The following is a 20539-nucleotide window of genomic DNA, read 5'->3' as shown; positions in this document are numbered from 1 at the left end:
AACGTTCCCGGCCGGGGCGGAGCAGGACGTGGCCGGGGCGCGGCCGCCGGGGCGTGGTGGGTGCGCGAGGACTCGGCGGGGTTCGCGCACGGGGGCGCCGAAGACCGCGGGCAGGAACCGGGTCCGGGCGTGGGGGCGGGGCGGCTCTTGGTCGGCGTGGGGCGCGGGGCGGCGGCCAAGTCGCGATCGTGCTCACCCGTGGCCGCACGCCCCACGCCGCCACGGGTGCGCGGCCCTGCCGGGCGCGGGCCCGGGCTCGTGCGCGCCGAGCGCCCGACCCGGCCTCGCGGCCCCGAGGCCACGGCCCGGCCCGCCGGCGGTGCGGGGCGCGTCGTCGCACGCAAGCGCGAGGACCCGCTCGACCGGAACCCGGACACGGCCGGCGATCACGGTCATGGTCACGGAACGGGGAAAGGGGGGGTGTGGAGGAAAGGGGGTGCCGGCTGCCCGAAAGCGCCCGGGGCCACGGCAGGGTCGTCGACGACCTGGCGGCGGGCGGGAACGTCCCTGGGGCCGGCGCCGCGCGCCCGCCCGAGCTCCGGGCAAGGTGGAGAACGTGGGGCGAGGACGGGCGGGCACGACCGGCACGGCGGGGCGCGGGGCGGGCGCCGAGGTCGAGGAAGTACTCGTCGTGGGGGAACGCCCCCCACGCACACACGCACCCCGGAGGCCCGGGCCGACCCCCGTACTCCCGAGGCCGCGGCCGAACGTCCGGCACGGAACGTGGGCCCGGGCGCGGGCGGCGCGGTGGCGCGGGCCGGGCACGGGAGCAGTGGCGACGAGCAGGAGCACGCGGCCCGGGGACGGGGCCGGGAACGCGGGCCCGAGGCAGGGGCAGAGGCGGCTCGGGCACGGGGCGGGAGCGGCCTGGTTGGTGTCAGGTGGGTTGACGGGTGGTGAGGAGGGTGAACGCCTCGTCGGCTCGGCCGGCAGTGACCAGGTGTCTGATCAAGTCGCTGTGGGCACCGTCGGCGGGGTTGTCGTACAGGAGGGTGATGGCCTCGTCGAGGCGGTCGTTCATGGCGTGAGCCTCGGCAATCATCACGTCGGGGTGATTCCAGTCGTCCCAGACCCACTGCGGTGCCTGAAGGCGCAGGGCGATCACGTCCTCGACGCGCCCGGCCTTGGCCAGCGCCCACCACCGCAGGAACAGGAGGCTCTCGGGACTGGGGATTCCCGGGTCACCGTGGTCGTTGCGGGGATAGTCGGCATAGCCCTCGTCCAGGAGAGGGATGGCCAAGTCCGCGCGGCCGGCGTCGGCCATCTCCTGGGCCACGAGGTACCACTCCTGGTGGTTGTCGATGGGATCGGTGTTACGGACCAGATCGGCCGCTTCCTCGAACCGCCCTTGAACAGACAGCAGACCGAGCAGTTCGAGGGTGGAGTCCGAGGCCCGCAGCGCGGCCTCCGCCTCGACCTGCCGGCCCTCCCGGATGACTCGTTCGAAGTAATCCGACCAGCTTCTCCACAAGCTGGGGCTCACCCTGTTGGAGGTCATCCAGGACAGTTCGTCGGCGTCGACGAACTCCTGCCGCAGGATCAGCTCCGCACAGTCCTGATTGACGTTGATGGGACTGCCGTCCCAGGCCGCGTGGGGCTTGAGCAGGGTGATCGCCTCATCGATGCAACCCATCCGTTCCAGCACCAGGGCCCACATCGACGGCCCGTTCCACGGCTCACCATGGAACGCGCCCGGGGCGTGCGGATGCCGCATGCGTTCGGTCACCTCCGTGACGATGCCGAGGACTTCCTCGTCCACACCCTGGCCCTCGGTCAACTCCACCAGTGTCGACAGGCACCACGGCATCGACACCCGGGGAGCCAGCACGCCGATCACCTCGTCCATCCGGCCGGCCGCCGCCGCGACCTCCGCGAGACGCACCCAGGGCTGCGCCGGATTCCAGTCCGCCTCGAAAACCGTCTCGACGTGCGACCGCATCGACTCCAACGCCTCCTCAACCCGGCCCAGGCCCACCCACACCAACGCCCGCTCCCGCAACGGACCCGGGCCACCCGACGCCAGATACGGCTCCAGGACCTCCAGCGCCCGCTCGTACTCCCCCGCCGCTCGCAATGCGGTCACGGCCTCACGCGCGCACCGTCCGTCACCGAACTCCGACGCCGCACGGACCAACAGGTCCAACCGCCCGGCCCTCACGAACTCCTCCGCCAACCCGACCGGAACAACCGTCGACTCGTCCCACTCCCACGAAACATCCCGTATATCCATGTTTCGCGACATTAAAGCGGACCTCTGACAATCGCCGCCGAGGGCACCGAAACCCACACACCCTCAGACCCCTGGACCAGCATCCGGACTCGACCGGCGTCAAGGCCGAGCACGGGCCTGCCGGTCCCGGCCGGGCACGACCGATACCTCGCGGCCGGCGCACACTCGCGCGGACCCGAGGCCGGGCCCGGCGGCCGTGCTGCCCTCGCGCCCGGACGCGCCCGGACGCCCGGCGCCGTCGACGAGGACTTCGGAGTCGAGGAAGACGTCGGAGTCCGATCGCGGACACGGGCCGGGCACACACGAGCGCGTCGGGACGCGGGCATCGTGGAGACTGGCGTCGAAGGCGGGGCGGCCCGGACCCAGGGTGGGCCACGGGGCCGGACCGTGCCCAAGGGCCCAGGCACAGCCGACATCGGCATCGGCGCCCCAGCCGGATCGGCGTCGACGCCCCGGCCGGGGCGGGAACCCGAACACGACCTGGACAGGCAGGGTGACGACGGGCGAGCCCGAGGAGAACACAAAGCCCCAAGGCGAGGCGGGCCCTGAGAGCCCCCACCCGGCCGGACACGGGCCACTGCCGAACCCGGCCGAGACGCGACACCCGCAACCAACCCCCACGAGCCCAACGACCCAGGCCAAACGTCCCGCAATCGACGCAGACGGCGCACAGCACCGGCCCGGGCCGGCGTGCGCGCAGCCACTGGCCGAACCCGGTCACCCTGGACCAGGACGGGGAGACCACCGCCATCGAGGTGGAACTCACCCCCAAGCCGCAGGCGCAGGTGCTGAACATCCTCAACGCCTACCGGCGGGGCGGGCAGCGAGTCCACTACTACGGCACACCCGCGGTGGTGCGGCAGCTGATCGGACACCGGACCGGTGGGGGCCGGTGGTCCGAGGGCGTCGCGCACCGGGCCCGCCTGGTCAAGGGCGCGCCGGAGGAGTTGGGGCCCGGGGTATGGGGGTGCACGATGCCCGGGGAGTGGGGGACGCCGTACATGTGGGTCGAGGAACTCCGAATCGACGACGGTGGGCTGCGGGAACGGATCGCCGACCACGCCCGGTATCACCGCGGCTGAACCCCGGGCGCGGTGCGGGGCCCGAGCGCGGCCGGCGGCCGGGCTCGGACGCCGGGTCCAGACGCGGACACCGGGCCCGGGGCGGGGGGCGAGCCCGGTCGCCGGGCGAGGAACTCCGGCACCACCAGGACCTCGGGGAGGCCAAGGCCCGGCCCGAGGACGGCGAGGACGCCGGGGACCACCAGGACGTGGGGAAACTCGGGGCCTGTACGCGAACACCGGCCCGGGCGCACACGAGCACGACGGGGCCCGGGCCGGCGCCCGGGGCGGGGCGGGTGAGGGCGGCGGCGCGGGCGAGGAACACGACAAGCCCGGCGGGCAGCAGGCCGGGGCACGACCGGCACGGCGGGACGAACGCTCGGGAGCAACGCGTGCTCGTCGTGCTCGTCGTGGCCGAACGTCCTCGCCGCCCCCGCGCGCACCCCAGCGGCCCGGGCCGGCACCCGGACCCCCGAGGCCGGGCCCGGACGTCCGGCACGGAACTCGGGCGCGGGCGGAGCGGGGACACAGGCCGGCACGAGGGCGGCGGCGATGGTGAGCGGCGACGACCAGGAGCACGCGGACCGGAGACGGGCACAAAGGCCGGGCGCGGCGGGGCCCGAGGCGCGGGCCGGCCGCCCCGGGGACGGGCGCAGCGGTGTCCTCCTGGCTCGGCGGACGGTGTTCGCCGGGCGGGCCGGACCCTGGGCGGGCGTCGAGGGCGACGGCCCCGTGCACGGGGCGGAACGGGCCCCCCGGGGGGGCCTCGACCTGCCGGCGGGCGTGCACGGGCCCGAGGACCCGCCGCGGCGCCCACGACTCCCCCACCCCCGCGAACACCCCACCGCCAAACGGCCCGGGCCGAAAGTCCCGCACGTGACGCAGACGGAGCGCGGACCGGCCCGGGCCCGGGCGCGCACAGCCACCCCGGGCCGACCAGCACGTCCGGCCCGACCAGCCTCCGGGCGCGGCCGACGGCCGGGGCCGGAGCGCGGGCACGGGGCGGGTCAGGAAGCCCGAATGCCCACCCAGCCCGGCCCCAGACCCCGACGAACCCGCACCAGGGCGGGGGCCGGAGCGGCCGTGGGGGCCGTGGGCACGGCCTGGGCGTGGGAACCGGCCGCCCCGGCAGCCGGGGCGACGATCCCGACGGCCAAGGCGGGCGCGGCAGCCGGGGCGGGCGCGGCAGCCGGGGCGGGCGCGGTGAGGGGCGCGAGGGCACGGGCGAGACCGGAACCGGCGCCGGCACGGACGAGGGCCAGGGCCAGGATCTCCACAGCCGTGACCGCGTCGTGGATCGCGGCCGGCGTCCAACCCGCAGCGTCGGCCCGATCCGCGAGAACGGCCGCGGCCGCCGCCAGCTCGTCGGCGAGACGCTCCAGGACGTGCACGACCGGGACGGCGGCCGGCGGCCGGGGCGGGGACCGGCGGCCGGGGCACACGGGGCCCGGCCGGACCCGGAGTGAGGACGACGGCCCGGGCGGCCGGGACGGATTCGTCGGCGAACAGCACGCTCACCACCTCCACGTCACCCCAACGGCCGACCACCGACCGGGGACACAGCCCACCAGGCCGGGGCGCGGGAGCGGGCGCGGGAACGGGCCAGTGTCGGGCGCCTGCGTCGTCATCGACTTCCGACTCCACACCATCGGCCACCCGAGAATGAGAAGCCACCGACCCCCAGAAGATCGAAATGAACAGTGCCGAAGCGCTGTTGCGGGCCCGCGAACTGCTTGCCCGCCAAGTACTCGTGTTTCCGCGCAGCCCCGGCGGATCTGAGCGGAGACACGGGGGGTCACTGCACCAGGTCGAACTGCGGGTGCTCAGGGGACGCAGAACAGATGTAGAGCTGCAGGCCGTAGATGTCCGCGACCTGGATTCTGGTCGGTTCTGCCGGATAGGGATTGAGCACGGAAGCCGGGACGGCCTGGTCCTCGTAAGGGATCCATGTCTCGGTCGTCGGACCCCATTCGGCGTGCGCCATCGTCAACAGCGGGTTCATTTCGCTGCCGCAGGCGGCACAGACGATGGGCGCCGGGTCGGTCAGGCCCCACCGAGGCCAACCACCGACCTTCCAGCCAGGGGAGACGGACAACGACTCGTCGTAGACGTCCTGCGGGGTGGGTGCCTCCTCGTACGGATCCTCCTCAGGCTCCTCGTCCGCCAGCCACACCCTCTGGTTCTCCACCTCCCGTCGCAACTCTGGCGGCAGTTCCATCGAATGGGGGTACTCCGTGACCTGCTCGGGAGAGAGCAGGCACGGCTCAGGCAGATAACCGGCGAACTGGATCACCACAGGCTCCGGCGGTGCGGTGAGCGGGTCGACGACCAAGTCCGCAGTTCGCCAGAACAGCATGGTTCTGGGACAGGCAGGGTGGTCGAAGGGACACCACAACACCTGGAGCAGATCCGCTCCGTCCGGAGGACTCAGCATCGGAACGTCGCGTAGGTGGATCTGGGCCACAGGAAGCAACGGGATCGGTCCGTCGGGCCAGGGCTGCCCCTCCCGGGCACGAAGACGGTCTGCGAGTTCCTCAGCCGTGTACCGGAGCGCGGCAGGATCGCTGGCCGCCCTCACGATCGCATTCCGGGTACTGATCCGTCCCGCCCGAACGTTGTCGGGCGATGGGGCCACATTGACCTGGTCCCATACATGCGGCCCCGCACAGTGCGGCCACGGTTCGCCCGACGGCCACAACAGCGGTCCGCCAACCGAGCTGTCCCACATCGAGGGCAACCCCGGCCGCGGGTGCAACCGGGTCGCCACACGAGCCAGGGAAGCCAGCCGTGGCAATGCGGCAACGACGTCAAACGGACGTGGTGGAGTGGTACGAGCCACTAAGAATTCCCTTCCAACACATTCTGTGCAGAACCGCGATCTCCTAAATTCCCTACTGAAGCAGGGTGATGTGTGGGTGGGCCGGGTTGTGCGGGCAGACATGGAGTTGGAGGTTGTTGCCGCCCGTAATGTCGAGCAGGGTGAAATTTCCACCACGGTTGCCCAAGGAAGGCGACATCGTGGCCATCGACCTCTCCTCGGCAATCCATGTCTTGCTGCCGCGGTCCCACTCAGAGGAAGCAATAGTGAGGAGCGGAACCTCCTCAACACCGCACTCAGGGCAGGGACGGTCCACGGGATCGCCAGAGCTCCATCGGGTCCAGCCCCCGATTTTCCACCCGGGGGCGGTGCACAGGTTGTTCAGGTAAAGCTCTTGCGGGTCGTACGCGTACCCGCTGTACAAAGCAGGGTCGACTGACTCCCAGCGACTCGTGTCGTTCAGTTCGTCGGCTAGGTCCTCGTCCAGCTCCGACGGGTGCGGGAACTCGGTGACCTGTTCCGGTGAGAACAAGCACGGCTCCGGGAGGTAGTACTCAGATTGGACCACTGGTGGCTGCGGCGGTATAGCAAGGATGTCACCGATGGTGGTGGAGGAGCGCCAGACGAGGACTGTTCGGGGATGGGCCTCCTCCTCGTGGTCGAACGGGCACCACAGCACCTGCAGGAGGTCCATACCGGGAGGACACGGGATGGGAGCATCCCGGGCAAACAGTTGAGCAACAGGGATGAGGTCGATCGGGCCGTCGAACCACGGACGTCCTGGCTTGATCCGCTCCCAGTTCTCTCGTTCTTCAGGGGTGACCTCAGGCGCCCCTGGGTTCACCCGCAGCCGTTCGGTGGCGGCAGCAAGGTCGCGGCGTAGCACGCGAATGTCGTCAGGAGAGAGAAGCCTGTCCACGGCTTCACTGTCGTGCATTTGTGCACACTGCGGCCAAGGTTCGTCGGCGGGCCACAGGAGCGGCCCGCCGACGGAGCTGTCGTGCACCCCAGGCGCTCCCGGCCGCGGATGCAGCCGGGTCGTCGTACGGGCCAACGGGGCCAGCCTGGGGAAGAGCGCGGTAACGTCGACCGGCCGTGGTGGGGTAATGAAATTCATTCTGACTCCCGTTGGCGAGTTATTTGGGGATCAGTTACCGAGGTTGAGCGATCCCGTATTCCTATAGGTGTTGGTGACGTAGACATCGGGGAACAGCTCCCCAGTCGTACCGTCCGCCCGTTCAATTCTAGCGGTCATGGTGACGCCCAACGGAATGGTGCTGTCCTTGTCCTTGTAGACGGGTGTCACCTGATAGAAGAGTGCATCATCGACCCCAAAGTCTACCAAGGAGCCTTGCACGAGTTTCTGCGCTTTGGTCTCAAATGTTCTCATGCTGGGTGTACCGGTGTTCATCCCGCTCTGCCAGCAAGGAACAAGGTTGTAACGAGTGATGGCACTCGTACCTTCCCCGCCGAGAATCTTCGCGATGAGATGACACCGGACCAGCTGGTAACTTACGCCGTTCTTCTTCTTGAAATCATCTGCATCCTTCATTCCGGTGACGGGGTTACTGGTATCGGTACCTTCTTGGGTGCCCCGCCCAATGCACGCCTGCGCCTGCGTCGGACGGAATCCGGGCCCGTCCGCCGGATCAGTTTTATTGATGAGAGCAACCGGCTCAGTGGTGTTCTTGAACCAGCCATTTCCGTTCTGCAACGCACCCGGAGGACCATTGGGGTTATTCAGACAGACCGTCTGCGGCCCGGCATCCGGCGCGGAGACCTTCAGCTCAAACTTGTCTCCATCAATCACTCGCTGATCCACGAAGCCTTGGACTAGCTGCGCATTGGCGAACTTCTTAGCATCAGGGGCGACATGGGCCTGCACGCAAGGCGATGTGCGATCCAGCCTGTGGCCATCATTGAGAATATAAGTTGACCATCCACCACTTCCAGGGTGGGAAATCGCCTCAACGCACTGAGCACCGGAAACCCCGCCCTCCTGCGCCTCACCGAAGGGAAAATCTCCGCAGGAATCTGCCGTGACCAAAGTCGTCTGCGCAGTAAAATCGCTGCAGGTTACGTCGGTGCGGTCAGCCACGCCACTCGTCGATCGGGTCAGAGGATTGCTCGTCGTGCCCCAGGCGCCATTGAGGTTCTTCTGGGCCCAGCCATAGGCAGCCACAAGAGCGCCTGGGTCTGAGCTCGCCGCGCTCATGGATACGACAGGGGTGACGGACGGGACGACACAACCGGCGGTCGACGAACCACCGACTGCGTTGTCGCAGCGGATTTTTCGGGGGTTGCTCCAGGATGCGCTGGGGTCGGTGGGCGCGGCGCCCGGCATCGTGACGTAAAGCTGGTAGGAGGTGGCGAACTCCGTCTGCTGCCCGGCTCCCGGGGACGAAGCGTAGGAAACTGCACCGGCAGGGGTTGATTTGCCGAGGGTCAGCGTTTGACTGAGCCAAGGGGCATTTTTAGGGGTGGTGCAGCCGGTGGTACAGGATGCTTTCAGTCTGACGGTCAGTGAGGTTACGTCACCTTCGGCTTTCGTCATTTTTGTGACGATCTGTTCGTTCCAAGTGGTTCCCTGTGCGGGGAGGGTTGCGCTGGTCGACGTCTCGACCGCGCCGGAACCGATCTTGTTTCCGTTCTGGTCACGGAGTATGTAGATCACTTCCACACCGCTGACGCAGTATTGGAATCGCTCGTAGGTGTAGGAACCTGGCATGCCTATGGCGCAGGTGCCTATCGGGGCGGCGGTGGGGCTCGCCTGCAAGGACCGCGCCGCCTTCGCGGGGCGAACGATCACGCATGATTCGACGGCGCCGTTCTCACGCTCCTTGGAGCCGGTCGCCGTCGGTGTGCAGCGCTCGGGCGCATTCATCGGAAGAGGGCTGGCCTCGACCGGCCTGGGCGTGGCGGGCAGGCCGGCGGAGGTAAGTTCGCCGACGACACGCGGGCCTTCGTCGGGTGTAGAAGCGATGCTGGTCATTCCTGTGGTGGAGAGTCCCACCGTGGTGACGAAAATGAGAGCGAGGAGAGTTCGGCGAACACGTCTGAGACGCACGCGCGATTTCATGGGTTTCCTTTCGTTTGGATGTTGCCTTGGTCGGTGAACCTGGGCATTAAGGAAAGGGAGATTTGCCAGTCGGTGTTGGCTGTCTCTGAGCTGGTCGGCTGCCTTCCGGCCGGTATCGGGGCGTGGCGCTGAGGCGGCAGGGCCTTGGATTCTTGTGCCGGTTTCACGTGCGGTCGTCGAACGGATCCATACGGGTGTGGATCCGTTCGACGGGAGCGTGCCTGGAGTTCGGCTGTGCGGGGCGATCCATCGGCGAGGAAGGTTGCGGCTCAGACGTCTTGCTGTGGGCTAGCTGATGAGCTCGAAGCGGTCTTGGCCGAGCCGGGAATCGTGGAATTCCTTGATGATCGTGGATCCGGCGTCTCGGATGGTCTTGGCCACTGGGGTGACGACGCTCGCTGTCTTGACCGGCATGCGGGCGTTAAGGAATCCGCCTCGTCCGCGTGACACCAGGCTGAGGGCGAAGCGAGTGCCGGAGAGCATGAATTCCTTGCTGGTCCAGCCGTACTCGACGCCGTTGAAGATCACGCTGAGTGCGGTGGAGGTGATGGAGATGGCGCTGAGTGCGCTGGAGATGCCGGCGACGAACGGTGCTGCTTCAGGTCCGGCGAGCATGCCTGCCCAGGCCAGAACCGAGCCTGCTGCTGCCAGGCCGCCGGCAACTTCAAAGGCGTCCGCCCACCAGCCGGCGTCTCCCCACCACTCTTCCTTCCCGTTGGTGCCGTTGGGGTTGACCTTGTCGTTCTCGGGCGTGTTGGCGGGGTCGTGCTTGTCGTCCCTGTTCTTCTGTGCCTCTTTTGCAGCTTCGCGGGCCTTTTCGATCAATTCCTGCTCGCGCTTGGCGGCGGCGATGGCGCGCGCGCTGCTGGCCGCCGCGGCCGCTTCGCTCGCGCTTTTGCCGGCGTCGACGGCAGAGGCTTGAGCAGATGCCGCCGAGACGCGTGCCGATCGTGCCGAGGTCATGGCGCTGCGTGCCGCGTCGATGGCTTTGTTCGCGGAGTAGTTCGCGGACCTGGCCGCTCCTTGGGCCACACTGGCCGCGGCCTTCGCCTTGTCCGCTTGGGCTTGCGCGTCCGCCGCGGACTTTTCGGCGGCGTTGGCGTTCTTGTCGGCCTCGGTGGCGTAGGCCGCGGCCTGCTCTTGAGCCTTGATGGCCTTGTCGGCCCACTTCTGCGCGTCGGCAGCCGCGTTGCGCGCGTCTGCTGCTGCCTTGGAGGCGTGTGCGGCATCGCGCTGCGCTTCCTGCGCGGTCTTGGCGGCGGCGGAGATGACCGCTTCGATGGCAGCGGCGTGGCTGGCGGAGTCGAGGTCGAGCTGCGCGGTCTTGAAACGCATGACCTGGACGAAATGCAGTTTCATCCATGCCGGCCCGGCGAGCGCCACCTCTCCGAAGGCTCTGGTGTAGGGGCCTCCGACGGAGATGAGGGAGCTGATCTCGACTTGCGCGTCCTCTTCGACGGCGACGGGCAGTTCCTTGTCGAGGAAGTCCTGGAGGCGTTCGGGTGTGTTGTCCTTCAGCGCCTTGTCGGCGGCCTCGCGCACCGCCTTGCCGGCCCCGCCGTTGAGGATCTTGAAGATCAGGACCCGGTTGTCGTCGGCTCGGCGCTTGACCACTCCGCCGGTGATGAAGTCGCCTTGGGCCTGGTCGCTGCCGCTGGCCAGCGCCTCGAGCGCTCCGTCGGCGACTGCCGGTGCGGAGGTCTGGGCTATGTACAGGATGGTTTCGCGGTCGTCCTGGGCCTGGGCGAGCAGCCGGTCGGTGTCGACCCACATGAGGACTTCCCAGTCGGTGCCGGCGAGGGCGAACTGCGCGGCTTCGCGGGTCCACGTACCCTTGGAGTTCAGCAGTCCCACTGCGGCCTGGCGTCCGTGGGCGACCGCCAGGTCGTAGTCCTCGACCTTCAGCGCCTGCTCTGCCTTGCTGATCGAGTTCTTGATGGACTGGCTGATCTGTTCGGACTGGGCTCGCTTGTTCAGTACCGCGGCCCGTTGGGCGGAGTCCTGCGCGGCCAGTTCCTTGGCTTCTTCCAGGGCTTGTTTGCGGTCCTCCTCGAGCGAGGCCCACTCGGCCTCTCGGGCCTTGGCTGCCACGGCGACGGCGTCGGCTACGGCCTTGGTGGCCGTGTCGGCGGCCTTGACGGCCTCGGCTGCGTGGGCGGTCGACTTGTTCGCGAAGTCGATGGCCTGGCCGGCGTATTTGACGGCCTCCTCGGCGGCCGCGGCGGCGTTCTCGGCGTGGTTCGCCGCCGAGTTGGCCGCGTCGCGAGCCGCTCTGGCGGCAGAGGCGGCGACGTTCGCGAGGGACTGCGCGGTGGAAGCGGCGTTGGTTGCCTGGTTGGCGGCATTGGTGGCGATGGCTGCCTCGCGCTGCGCTTCGGCCGCTTCCGATTGGGCGACACCGGCGGCCGTGGCGGCCTGGGCGGATGCCTTGGCGGCGGCTGCGGCCTCACGGGCCGCGGATGCGGCGTGGCCACCGGCCGTCGCGGCCGCTGCGGATGCCTCCGCGGCGCGGTCCGCTGCCCCGGCCGCGCTGCGTGCCTTGGCCGCGGCGTTGCGGGCGGCGACCGCAGCGTTCTTCGCGGCGTCCGCCTTTGAGGCATCCTTGGAGGCGGCGATCGCCGCGTTGTAGGCGGTGGAGGCCGCGTAGCCGGCGACGGCGGCGGCCTGGGACGCGCCGGTGGCCGCGCGAGCAGCACGGCGGGATGCCTCCACTGCCGTGGTGGAGGCTCGGATGGCGATCCGGGCGGCGTCGGCTGCCCCTTGGGCGGCGGAGGCGGCCTTGCGCGCTGCGGCTCCGGACTTCGCCACGTCGTTCTTGGCCGCCTCCGCCTCCGCGGCGGCCTTCTCTGCTGCTTCCTTGGCCCGTGCGGCCGCGGTCTGGGCTCGTTGGGACGCCTCGACCGCGAGGTCGGTGCTCGCCTGCGCGCGCTTGCCCTCGCGTTCGACGACTGCGACGAGCTCCTTGATGGTGGCCTTCTCCTGGTCGCGGGCTCGGGCTATGTGTTGCCCGACCTCCAGGAACCAGCCCAGGTCCGTGTCCGTGCCCTTCAGAGCGCGGTCGGCGTATTTGGTCACCTCGGGTCCGGCGCCGAACATGATCGTCGAGGTTTCGACTCGCATGTCCTCCTCATCGGCCTTCCACCGGTCTTCGGTGATGAATCGTTCCAGCGCCTGATCGGTGCCTGCCTCCAGCGCGGCTGTGCCGTCTCGACGTACGGCTCGACCGGCGACGTTCATGATGGCGGCGGTGGCCACCGCAAGGTCTTCGCTCACGGCGGGCTTGTAGCCGCTCTGGATGAACGACGCGATCGCCTCGTCGCCACCGAGGAGGGCCGCCGTGCCCTCCCGGCGCATGCCCTTCCCGGCGTTCGCCATGTATGCGAGAACCGCGACGCGGTTGTCCTCGGCAACGACCTTGGCGTGCTGCTCGGTGAGGAAGGTGGTCACGTCGGTGTCGGTACCGGTCAGGGCCCGAGCGGCGAGAGCACGGGTGCCTCTGCCGCCCGAGAGCCAAGCCGTCAGCACCTTGGCCCGATCGGTGTCGGGAAGCGGACTGCCGGCGGTGACCTCGGCGGCACGAGCCGGTCTGGCCGGGAAGGCCATCGGTACGGCAGCCGCGGCGGTGGCAGCCGCCAGCACGCCGAGGACACGGCGTCTACTCATGAAGGTCATCTGCATCTGGATTCCTCAAAAGGCAGTTTGATAAGGAAGTTGGCGGGCCGGACTGCTTGTCCTGGGAGGCTTCCGTGCACCGCCTGCGCCGTCAGCGACATCGCAGGCGCACCAGCCGCGAGCACACGGCGTGAGCACCCTTGCGCACGACCGCGAGGAGAATCGGGCAACAGTGTTCACAGCGTGCCGAGTTCATGCGACAGGAGACCCGTGTTCGCTGCACGGAGCGGCTCCGTTGCGACGCATCCCCTTCGCCACGACCACCCCCCAGATGATCGACATCAGAGTAAAGCAGGGGCTCTCGACATTCACACCCCCCCCCGACTCCTCGCCGAGGAAAAGCCTGGTGACTCTCAACACATGCAGTCGGTATCAATTCGTGACCAACCTTCACTCCACCCTTTGCAGGACGCATCACATCGGCCGGGAAGGTCCGTCAGCCCCAGCCGGAACCACGGGGCAACTTGACTGCATAAGTCCGAAATAAGTGATCCATGACAGTTCATCACGATGGACATCAGAGCAGGTCAGCGCTCTAATCAGAGAGCTCAACCTTGATCACTCGCGTAGCCGGACAGGGTCACGCACCTGCGTGGACACGTTTGGTTACGTAAATTCATACCGGTTCTCGCACGCCGCAAATCACACCTGTTTCTCTTGACGTGACAATCAATCGAGATCTCTGTGCATTCCTGAGGCGACGGGATGGTTCTCTTGGAGATTCAGTGAAATTTTTCCCGCATGCTTTTATGGCCGGGCTTGTCGGCCTCGCCGCGACAGCTGTTCTGGTGACCTCCGGAAATGAGGCCCCGATCGCACCGCAGATCGTTGCCGATGAGGGACCGGGGTACGCCGAGGAGACCTACGCGTACCCCGCGGCCGACAAGGTTCTCGCCGAGCAGAAGATCGTTCTGAAGCGTGGCGACGGCCACATCGTCCTCGCCGACTGCGCAGGAGAATCAGGCCTCTTGGAGGTCTGGGCCCGCAGCAAGTCCAAGATCTGTTTCAAGGTCACCGGCAACAGCGGGTGGCTGACCATGGAGATTCCCGCCGTCTACGGAATCCGGGGCAGCGCGACCCAGACGGCCCAGGTCGACATGACCGTGGGATCGGAGGAAAAGTCCTACGACGTGGCCAAGGAGGCCTTCACTCCCGTCGGCGAGAGCGCGGACGAGCAGGGCCGCGACCACATGCTCGTCGAGATCAGGACCACCAGGTAGGGATTCGGGAAGCGTGCGACGAGGCCTACGTGCTCGCGTCGCGGACATCCGACCGACAGACCATCAACTCGGTCCTGAACCGCTGCCGCGACGGACCCGTCCCCGGGGATCTAACAGCCGACCTCGTGACCCCGCTCCGGTTCCCGCGCACCACATCCGAAGGTCCCCGCGCCTCCCGATCCCGGCACCTCCTCGTCGCCGAACACGCGATCACCAGACCACACACTTGCGAAAGATCTCTCCTGATGCCTTCCCGCCGTGCCCGTCGTTCACGGGCCGCGTCCGCCTCGATCGCGGCAGCCACCGCGGTCCTGCTGTCCGCGACGCCCGCCTCCTCACTCTCCGGCCAGCCGATCACCGACAGCAGTCGCGGCTACACCGCCCACATCCTCTTCGGTGACTACCTCAAGGGCTGCTCAGGCGTCCTCGTCCATCAAAACTACGTCCTCACGACGGCCAACTGCGTCTCGGCAACCACCGCACGCCCGGTCACCGGCAAGCTCCCCGAGAAGACCACCGTCACCGTCGGACGCACCGACCTGAACGCGAACACCACCGGGACCGTCGTGAACGCCACCGACGTGATCGTCCACCCGGAACGCAACGTCGCACTTCTCAAGCTGAGCAAGCCGGTCACCAATGTCACACCCGCAGCCCTCTCCGGCCAGGCCCCCGTCCTCGGTGAAACCCTGCACGCCGCCGGCTTCGGACGCACCACCACCACCTGGGCCCCAGACCGCCTCAACAGCGCACAGCTCAACGTGACCGCCTCCACCGGCACAAACCCCACCCTCGACCTCAAGCCCACCGGCGACTCCGCGGTATGCCAAGGCGACGCAGGCGGACCCCTCACCCGCGAGAACGCCGGTGAACACACCCTGGTCGCACTCACCACCGGGTCCTACCTCGGCTCCTGCCTCGGCGCCCCCGAAGGCGAAACCCGACGCGACGCCCGCGCCATCCGAGTCGACGACATCAGCCAGTGGCTCCAGCTGCAGACGGGCCCCCGATGGGGCGCCGAAAAGGAGTCCAGCGGTGCACCCGCCCAAGAGCTCTGGGGTGACTTCAACGGCGACGGGAAAACCGACTCGGGCCTCTTCTACACCTACGGGGCCGTCGGCAGCGTCAACCGGAGCGGTCTGTGGACCCAGTTCGGCAATGGTGGAAAATCCGACGATCCGGTGAAGGTGTGGGACAGCATCGCCTCCGGCACCGGATCGTTCAACGGAAATCGTTCCAAGGCTGTCACCGGTGACTTCAACGGTGACGGAAAGACCGATGTCGGAGTCTTCTACAACGTCGGCCAAGATGCCAACGGAAACAACCAGATGTCCCTTTGGTCTTTCATCAGCAACGGACTCGGGTTCGAAAAGCCGATGAAGGTATGGGAAGGAAGCGGTTACAACTGGGATCGGGCAAAGCCCGTTACCGGAGACTTCAACGGAGACGGCAAGACCGACGCCGGATTCCTCTACAACCACGGCCAGGACACCGGTGGCGTCTTCCACAGCTCGCTGTGGAGTCTCACCAGCACAGGGACTGGATTCTCCGCACCCGTGAAGAAGTGGGACAACACCGCGGCCGACCTGAGCTCTTGGAACTGGGGGCTCTCCAAGCCGGTGACCGGTGACTTCAACGGAGACGGCAAGACCGACGTCGGCGTGCTGTACAACGTCGGCCAGGTCGCGGGGAAGAACGTGACGGCCCTGTGGACGTTCACGGGCACCCCCACCGGCTTCAACAAGCCCTCGAAGGTCTGGGAGGACGGCGGCTACAACTGGGACCGCATCAAGCCCACGGCCGGCGACTTCGACAACGACGGCAAGGCAGACATCGGCTTCCTCTACAACATCGGCCAAGACGCCAACGGATACAACTTCTCGTCACTGTGGACCCTGACCAGCACCGGATCCGCCTTCGGCGCCCCCGCCAAGAAGTGGGAGTCCAAGGGATGGAACTGGAACGTGGCCAAGGTCGGCGCCGGCGACTTCGACGGTGACGGCAAGGCAGACACCGGCGTCTACTACGACTACGGACAGAACCTCGACGGCACCTACCGCACCGGACTGTGGAACTTCACCAGCACCGGTGACGGCTTCCGCAACCCCGTCATGACCTGGGACAGCGACTACGCCATCCGATGACACCGCCCAAGACGTGAGGCCGGGCACGGGCGCTCGCTCCTCCCTCGCCCCCGCTTGACCTCCGTACACGGATCGCCACGACCGGGACCCGATCCGCGCTCACGCAGAGACGAAACCCATACGACCCGTAAGGGACGCCGAACCTCACGTACAGTGCGGCGCCCTTACGGGCTTGAGACTTCATCATTCAAGATCTCGCCAAATTATTTGCCCTCAGCAAATCGTTCGTGCGACGCAAATCACAAGGTGCCTGGGCTCGGATCGAGCTATTCCGAGCAGTGCACGATGTTAAGATCCGCATGAAGATCATTCCAATAGTTCACGCCGCCAGCGGGCCTTGGGCCTCCCGTCCTTCCCCGTGTGAGGGACGGGAGGCCCAACCCGTTGTCCCGTCAAGACGGCCCCGCCATGCGGCAAATCCTCGAGAGGTTTGGCCCGATCATGGGGTTGCTTTTCCGTCGTTCCGAACGCCCGATGACCCTCGAGGCGGCTTTCGCCGGGGTGCGGGGTTCGGGGTCCGGTGGTCCGCACGTGCAGATCTGCGCGCACACCGACGACGATCTGTACTTCATGACCCCGGACCTGCTCCAGTCCCTGCGCGCGGGCACTCCCCTGGTCACGGTGTACCTGACCGGTGGCGAGGGTGACGGCCTGAACCTGGCCTCCGACGATCCGGCCCGCAAGACCGCCACCCCCGATTTCGCCGGCTACTCCGCGGCCCGTCAGCACGGTATCCGCGCGGCCTACGCCTCCATGGTCACCGGAAACCGGCGCGCGGAGTGGACGCGGGCCACCCTTGAGACCGGCACTCCCGTGGTCGGCGAGGTCAGCACTCTCGACCGCGGCCGGATCACCTTGATCTTCCTCAACCTGCGGTCCTGCACCGAGCTGAGGAACGAGCGGATGCTCCAGTTCTGGAACGCCACGATCCCCGACATTCGCGCCCTGCGTCCCACCGGCTCCCCCATCCCCCCGCGTGCGGACGGACGCAGGATGACGCGTGCCGGGCTGATCACCTTCCTCGCCGATCTCCTCGACCTCGTGCGCCCCTCGGTCGTGCGGGTGATGAACCCGGACTCCGAGCGCACCGCCTACCGGGCCGAGACCGACACCGTCACCCCCTGCGACAACACCGATCACACGGCGGCGGCCCTGTTCGGCCTCGCCGCACTGCGCGTCCACGAGACACGCGACACCGCCCACCGGCCCTACGTCGAGAGCTACGTCGGCTACTGCAACAAGCTCCGCCCGGAGAACCTCAGCCCTGCCGCGGCCGCCGAGAAGTTCCACTACCTGACCGTCTACGGCGGCGAGGACGGGCACGACTGCCTCAAGGATCCCGGCGAGTGTGGCGACCGCGTCCTGGGCAACCGCGCCTTCAACCGCTACTACGGCCAGAGCACCACCCACCGCTGGCAGGGCACCACCACCTGGCTCCGCCTCCGCGGCGACGACCGCCTCACCGCCTTCGCCGTCCTCGGCGGCCGCCCGATGGTGTGGACCCAGGACACCCCCGGCGGTGACACCTGGACCGGCCCCGAACCCCTCGGCACATGGCCCGCCGACGACCCCGGACGCTGCCTGCCGCGCCTGGACACCACCGTCGACGCCCAAGGCCGCATCCACGTGTTCGCCGTCCGCCACCACATCGACGCCGACCCGGAGAACCACCGCCGCGAGGTCCTGCACCTCCACCAGACCTCCCCCGACGGCGACTTCGGGACCTGGACCGTCCTCGGCAGCCCCCACGACCGGGCCAACGCCATCCGCCGCCGCGCCCTGGGCATGCCCGTCGCCGTCACCACCGCCGAAGGCACCCCCCAAGTCCTGCTCCGCAACTTCGGCACCGGCCTCAGCGCCCGCACCTCCCTCACCGAGGACACCTTCGGGCCGTGGGCAGACCTCGCCGGCGGCAGCCTGGAGGGCGCGAGCGCCATCACCACCCGCGACGGCCGCACCGAGGTCTACGCCACCACCCGCACCGGCATGCTCCGCTGGCACCGCACCCCCGGACACACCACCTTCACCCGCGACTACGCCACCCTCCTGCCCCGCCCCGCCGGACCCGTGGCCCTCGTCGAACAACCCGACGGCACCCTGATCATGTTCTCCCGCCAACCCGCCACCGGCTGGCTCCTCGCCCATCGCCGGACCTCTCCGGATGGCGCCTGGGACCCGATGCCCGAACTCCTCGACACCACCCCCGGCCAAGGCCCTATCGCCGCCTCCGTCACCCCCGACGGCACCGCCGTCGTCCTCGTCCAACGACGCGACGACGGCACCCTCGCCCACAGCCTGCAACCCCTCGACGGAACCCCCTTCCACACCACATGGACCCGGGCCACCACCGAACTCCACCTGCACACCCCGGCCCTCGCCCACGACGCCCACGGCCGGCCCGTCATCGCCACCCTCGACACCGAAGCCCGATTCCGCCTCCACGTCCTGCAACCCGCCCCCGCCCCCGCCCGCGCCTGAACACACAGCGGGCAGGGGCGAAGCCGTCCGCTCACCGAGCGGTGGACGTGGTGACCGCCTCGGCGAACTCCGTGACTCCGGAGACCTCGAAGACGAGGTGCATCGGGATTTTCAGGCCGGTGCGTTCCTCCAGTTCCCGCGCCACGCGGACGGCCCGGAAGGAGTCTCCGCCCAGCTCGAAGAAGTCGTCGAGGGGGTCGACGGTCGGTACTCCGAGCACCTTCCCCCAGACCTCCGCGACGAGGGCGACCAAGTCGCCGACCTCCGACCCACCGGTGTCGTCGGGGAGCGGCCCGGTCCGGGTCTCGACGGCCCAGCCGGTGAGCGTGCCGTGATCCAGCTTGCCGTTGGGGGTGAGCGGGAAGCCCTCCACCGGCACGACCGTCGCCGGCACCAAGTGCGCGGGCAGCCGGGTGGTGAGCTCGGTGCGCACCCTCTCGGCCGCTCGGGCGGGATCCTCCCCGGGTTCCATGACGACGAAGCCGACCAGTCTGGTGTCGGATCCCGTGCCGTCGGCAACCACCGCCGCCTGGCGCACTCCGGGAACCCGCAGCGCGGTGCCCTCGATCTCGCCGGGCTCGATGCGGAATCCCCGGATCTTGACCTGGCGGTCCACCCGGCCGAGGTATTCCAGTTCGCCCGAGGGATGGACGCGCACGAGGTCCCCGGAGCGGTACAGCCGGCCGCCGGTGCCGCCGAGGGTGTCCGGGACGAACCGCTCGGCCGTCAGCTCGGGTCGGTCGTGATAGCCGAGCGAGACGCCGACGCCGCCGATGTACAACTCGCCCGGTTGCCCGTCCGGGACCGGGCGTCCCCGCTCGTCGAGGACCCACAGGGTGGTGTCCTCGATGGCCGAGCCGATCATGACCGTCCGCGGTTCGGGCTCTCGCGGGCACAGCCACACGCTGCAGTACATGGTGCACTCGCTCGGCCCGTACAGGTTGCTGAGGGTGCCGCGAGAGCGCCCGTGGAAATGGTGGACGAGTTCCGGGCCGAGTGCCTCGCCACCGGTCAGTACCTGGCGCAGACCGTCGACCCGCTCTCCCGGGGGCAGGGCCAGGAGGAACAGTTCGAGCAGCGAGACCACCCACCAGACGGTGGTGACCCCGTGTTCCCGGATGAGCCGGGCCAGATGGGCGGGGTCACGCTGGCGGCCCGGGGCCACCACGACGATCGGCGCCCCGTGCAGCAGCGGCCAGTACACCTCGACGAGGAACATGTCGAAGGTGCAGGCCGTGTGGTGCAGTACCCGGTCCTGCTCGCCGATCGGGTGGCTGTTCTGGAGGGACCGCAGCCGGGCGGTCACCGCGCGGTGGCTGAGGAGTGATCCCTTGGGCCGGCCGGTCGACCCGGATGTGTAGATCACCACGGCGGGACGGTCCGCGCCCTCCTCGACCGGCCTGAACTCCGCCGGGCCCTTCGCCTCGGCACACTCCTCCATCGTGAGCACGGGGGTGGTGAAGTCCGCGGCCAGGCCGGGGTTCAGTGCCGTGGAGGTCAGCAGCAGACGCGGCGCGCAGTCCCGCAGCAGGAAGTCGACGCGTTCCGCCGGGTTGCCGGTGTCGATCGCCACGTGGGCGCCGCCGGCCAGGACCACGGCCGCCACCGCGACGACGAAGTCGGCCGACCGTTCGAGGAGCACGGCCACCCGGTCGCCCGGTCGTACGCCGCGGTCGCGCAGCAGGGCCGCGATCCGCACGGCGCGGTCCCTGACCTCCCCGGCGGTGACCACGAGGTCTCCGTCGAGGATCGCGGTCCGGTGGGGGTGCTCTTCCCAGCGGGCCAGCAGGGCGGTGTCGAGCCGGTGTTCGGCGTCGATGGGGGGTCTCATCCTGGG

Annotated in this window: 11 protein-coding genes; 4 read left to right on the top strand and 7 right to left on the bottom strand. The window is 68.7% G+C overall.

The window, feature by feature from the left end:
* Positions 1–877 precede the first annotated feature (877 nt).
* Entirely contained in the window at positions 878–2083 is a 1206-nt protein-coding gene (locus ACN20G_RS35385) for a tetratricopeptide repeat protein (protein ID WP_424217365.1), read from the bottom strand.
* A gap of 902 nt (positions 2084–2985) precedes the next feature.
* Here ACN20G_RS35385 and ACN20G_RS35380 point away from each other — a divergent pair.
* Positions 2986–3312, top strand: coding sequence for a hypothetical protein (locus ACN20G_RS35380; RefSeq protein ID WP_424217364.1), 327 nt, complete (start codon positions 2986–2988; stop codon positions 3310–3312).
* 986 nt (positions 3313–4298) lie between these two features.
* On the opposite strand, the gene ACN20G_RS35375 is transcribed toward ACN20G_RS35380, so the two are convergent.
* The 5 genes from ACN20G_RS35375 to ACN20G_RS35355 form a co-directional block, all read right to left on the bottom strand.
* Positions 4299–4682 carry a hypothetical protein gene (locus ACN20G_RS35375; RefSeq protein ID WP_424217363.1) on the bottom strand — a complete coding sequence of 128 codons (384 nt, stop codon included), beginning with the start codon at positions 4680–4682 and terminating at the stop codon, positions 4299–4301.
* Positions 4683–5086: 404 nt separating this feature from the next.
* Positions 5087–5647: a non-ribosomal peptide synthetase gene (locus ACN20G_RS35370; RefSeq protein ID WP_424217362.1), complete on the bottom strand. Its 561-nt coding sequence runs from the start codon at positions 5645–5647 to the stop codon at positions 5087–5089.
* Positions 5648–6182: 535 nt separating this feature from the next.
* A complete protein-coding gene (locus ACN20G_RS35365) occupies positions 6183–7226 on the bottom strand; it encodes a hypothetical protein (RefSeq protein WP_424217361.1) in 1044 nt (347 codons plus the stop codon).
* A gap of 30 nt (positions 7227–7256) precedes the next feature.
* A complete protein-coding gene (locus ACN20G_RS35360) occupies positions 7257–9101 on the bottom strand; it encodes a DNA/RNA non-specific endonuclease (protein WP_424217360.1) in 1845 nt (614 codons plus the stop codon).
* 375 nt (positions 9102–9476) lie between these two features.
* Positions 9477–12866 (bottom strand): ALF repeat-containing protein, encoded by a 3390-nt coding sequence (locus ACN20G_RS35355; protein ID WP_424217359.1) that lies wholly within the window; start codon positions 12864–12866, stop codon positions 9477–9479.
* 743 nt (positions 12867–13609) lie between these two features.
* Here ACN20G_RS35355 and ACN20G_RS35350 point away from each other — a divergent pair.
* From ACN20G_RS35350 to ACN20G_RS35340, 3 genes are all read left to right on the top strand, one after another.
* The gene (locus ACN20G_RS35350) at positions 13610–14080 is read left to right on the top strand and encodes a hypothetical protein (protein WP_424217358.1); all 471 of its coding nucleotides are present in this window, start codon (positions 13610–13612) and stop codon (positions 14078–14080) included.
* 245 nt (positions 14081–14325) lie between these two features.
* On the top strand, positions 14326–16224 hold the full coding sequence (locus ACN20G_RS35345) for a trypsin-like serine protease (protein ID WP_424217357.1): 1899 nt from the start codon (positions 14326–14328) through the stop codon (positions 16222–16224).
* Between the two features lie 474 nt (positions 16225–16698).
* Entirely contained in the window at positions 16699–18702 is a 2004-nt protein-coding gene (locus ACN20G_RS35340) for a hypothetical protein (RefSeq protein WP_424217356.1), read from the top strand.
* A gap of 31 nt (positions 18703–18733) precedes the next feature.
* Here ACN20G_RS35340 and ACN20G_RS35335 read toward each other — a convergent pair whose 3' ends face one another.
* Positions 18734–20533, bottom strand: a complete 1800-nt coding sequence (locus tag ACN20G_RS35335; protein ID WP_424217355.1) for a non-ribosomal peptide synthetase — start codon at positions 20531–20533, stop codon at positions 18734–18736.
* Positions 20534–20539 lie beyond the last annotated feature (6 nt).

Source organism: Streptomyces dryopteridis, assembly GCF_049606955.1.
Classification (GTDB): domain Bacteria; phylum Actinomycetota; class Actinomycetes; order Streptomycetales; family Streptomycetaceae; genus Streptomyces.
This window is presented reverse-complemented; position numbering and strand designations above follow the sequence as displayed.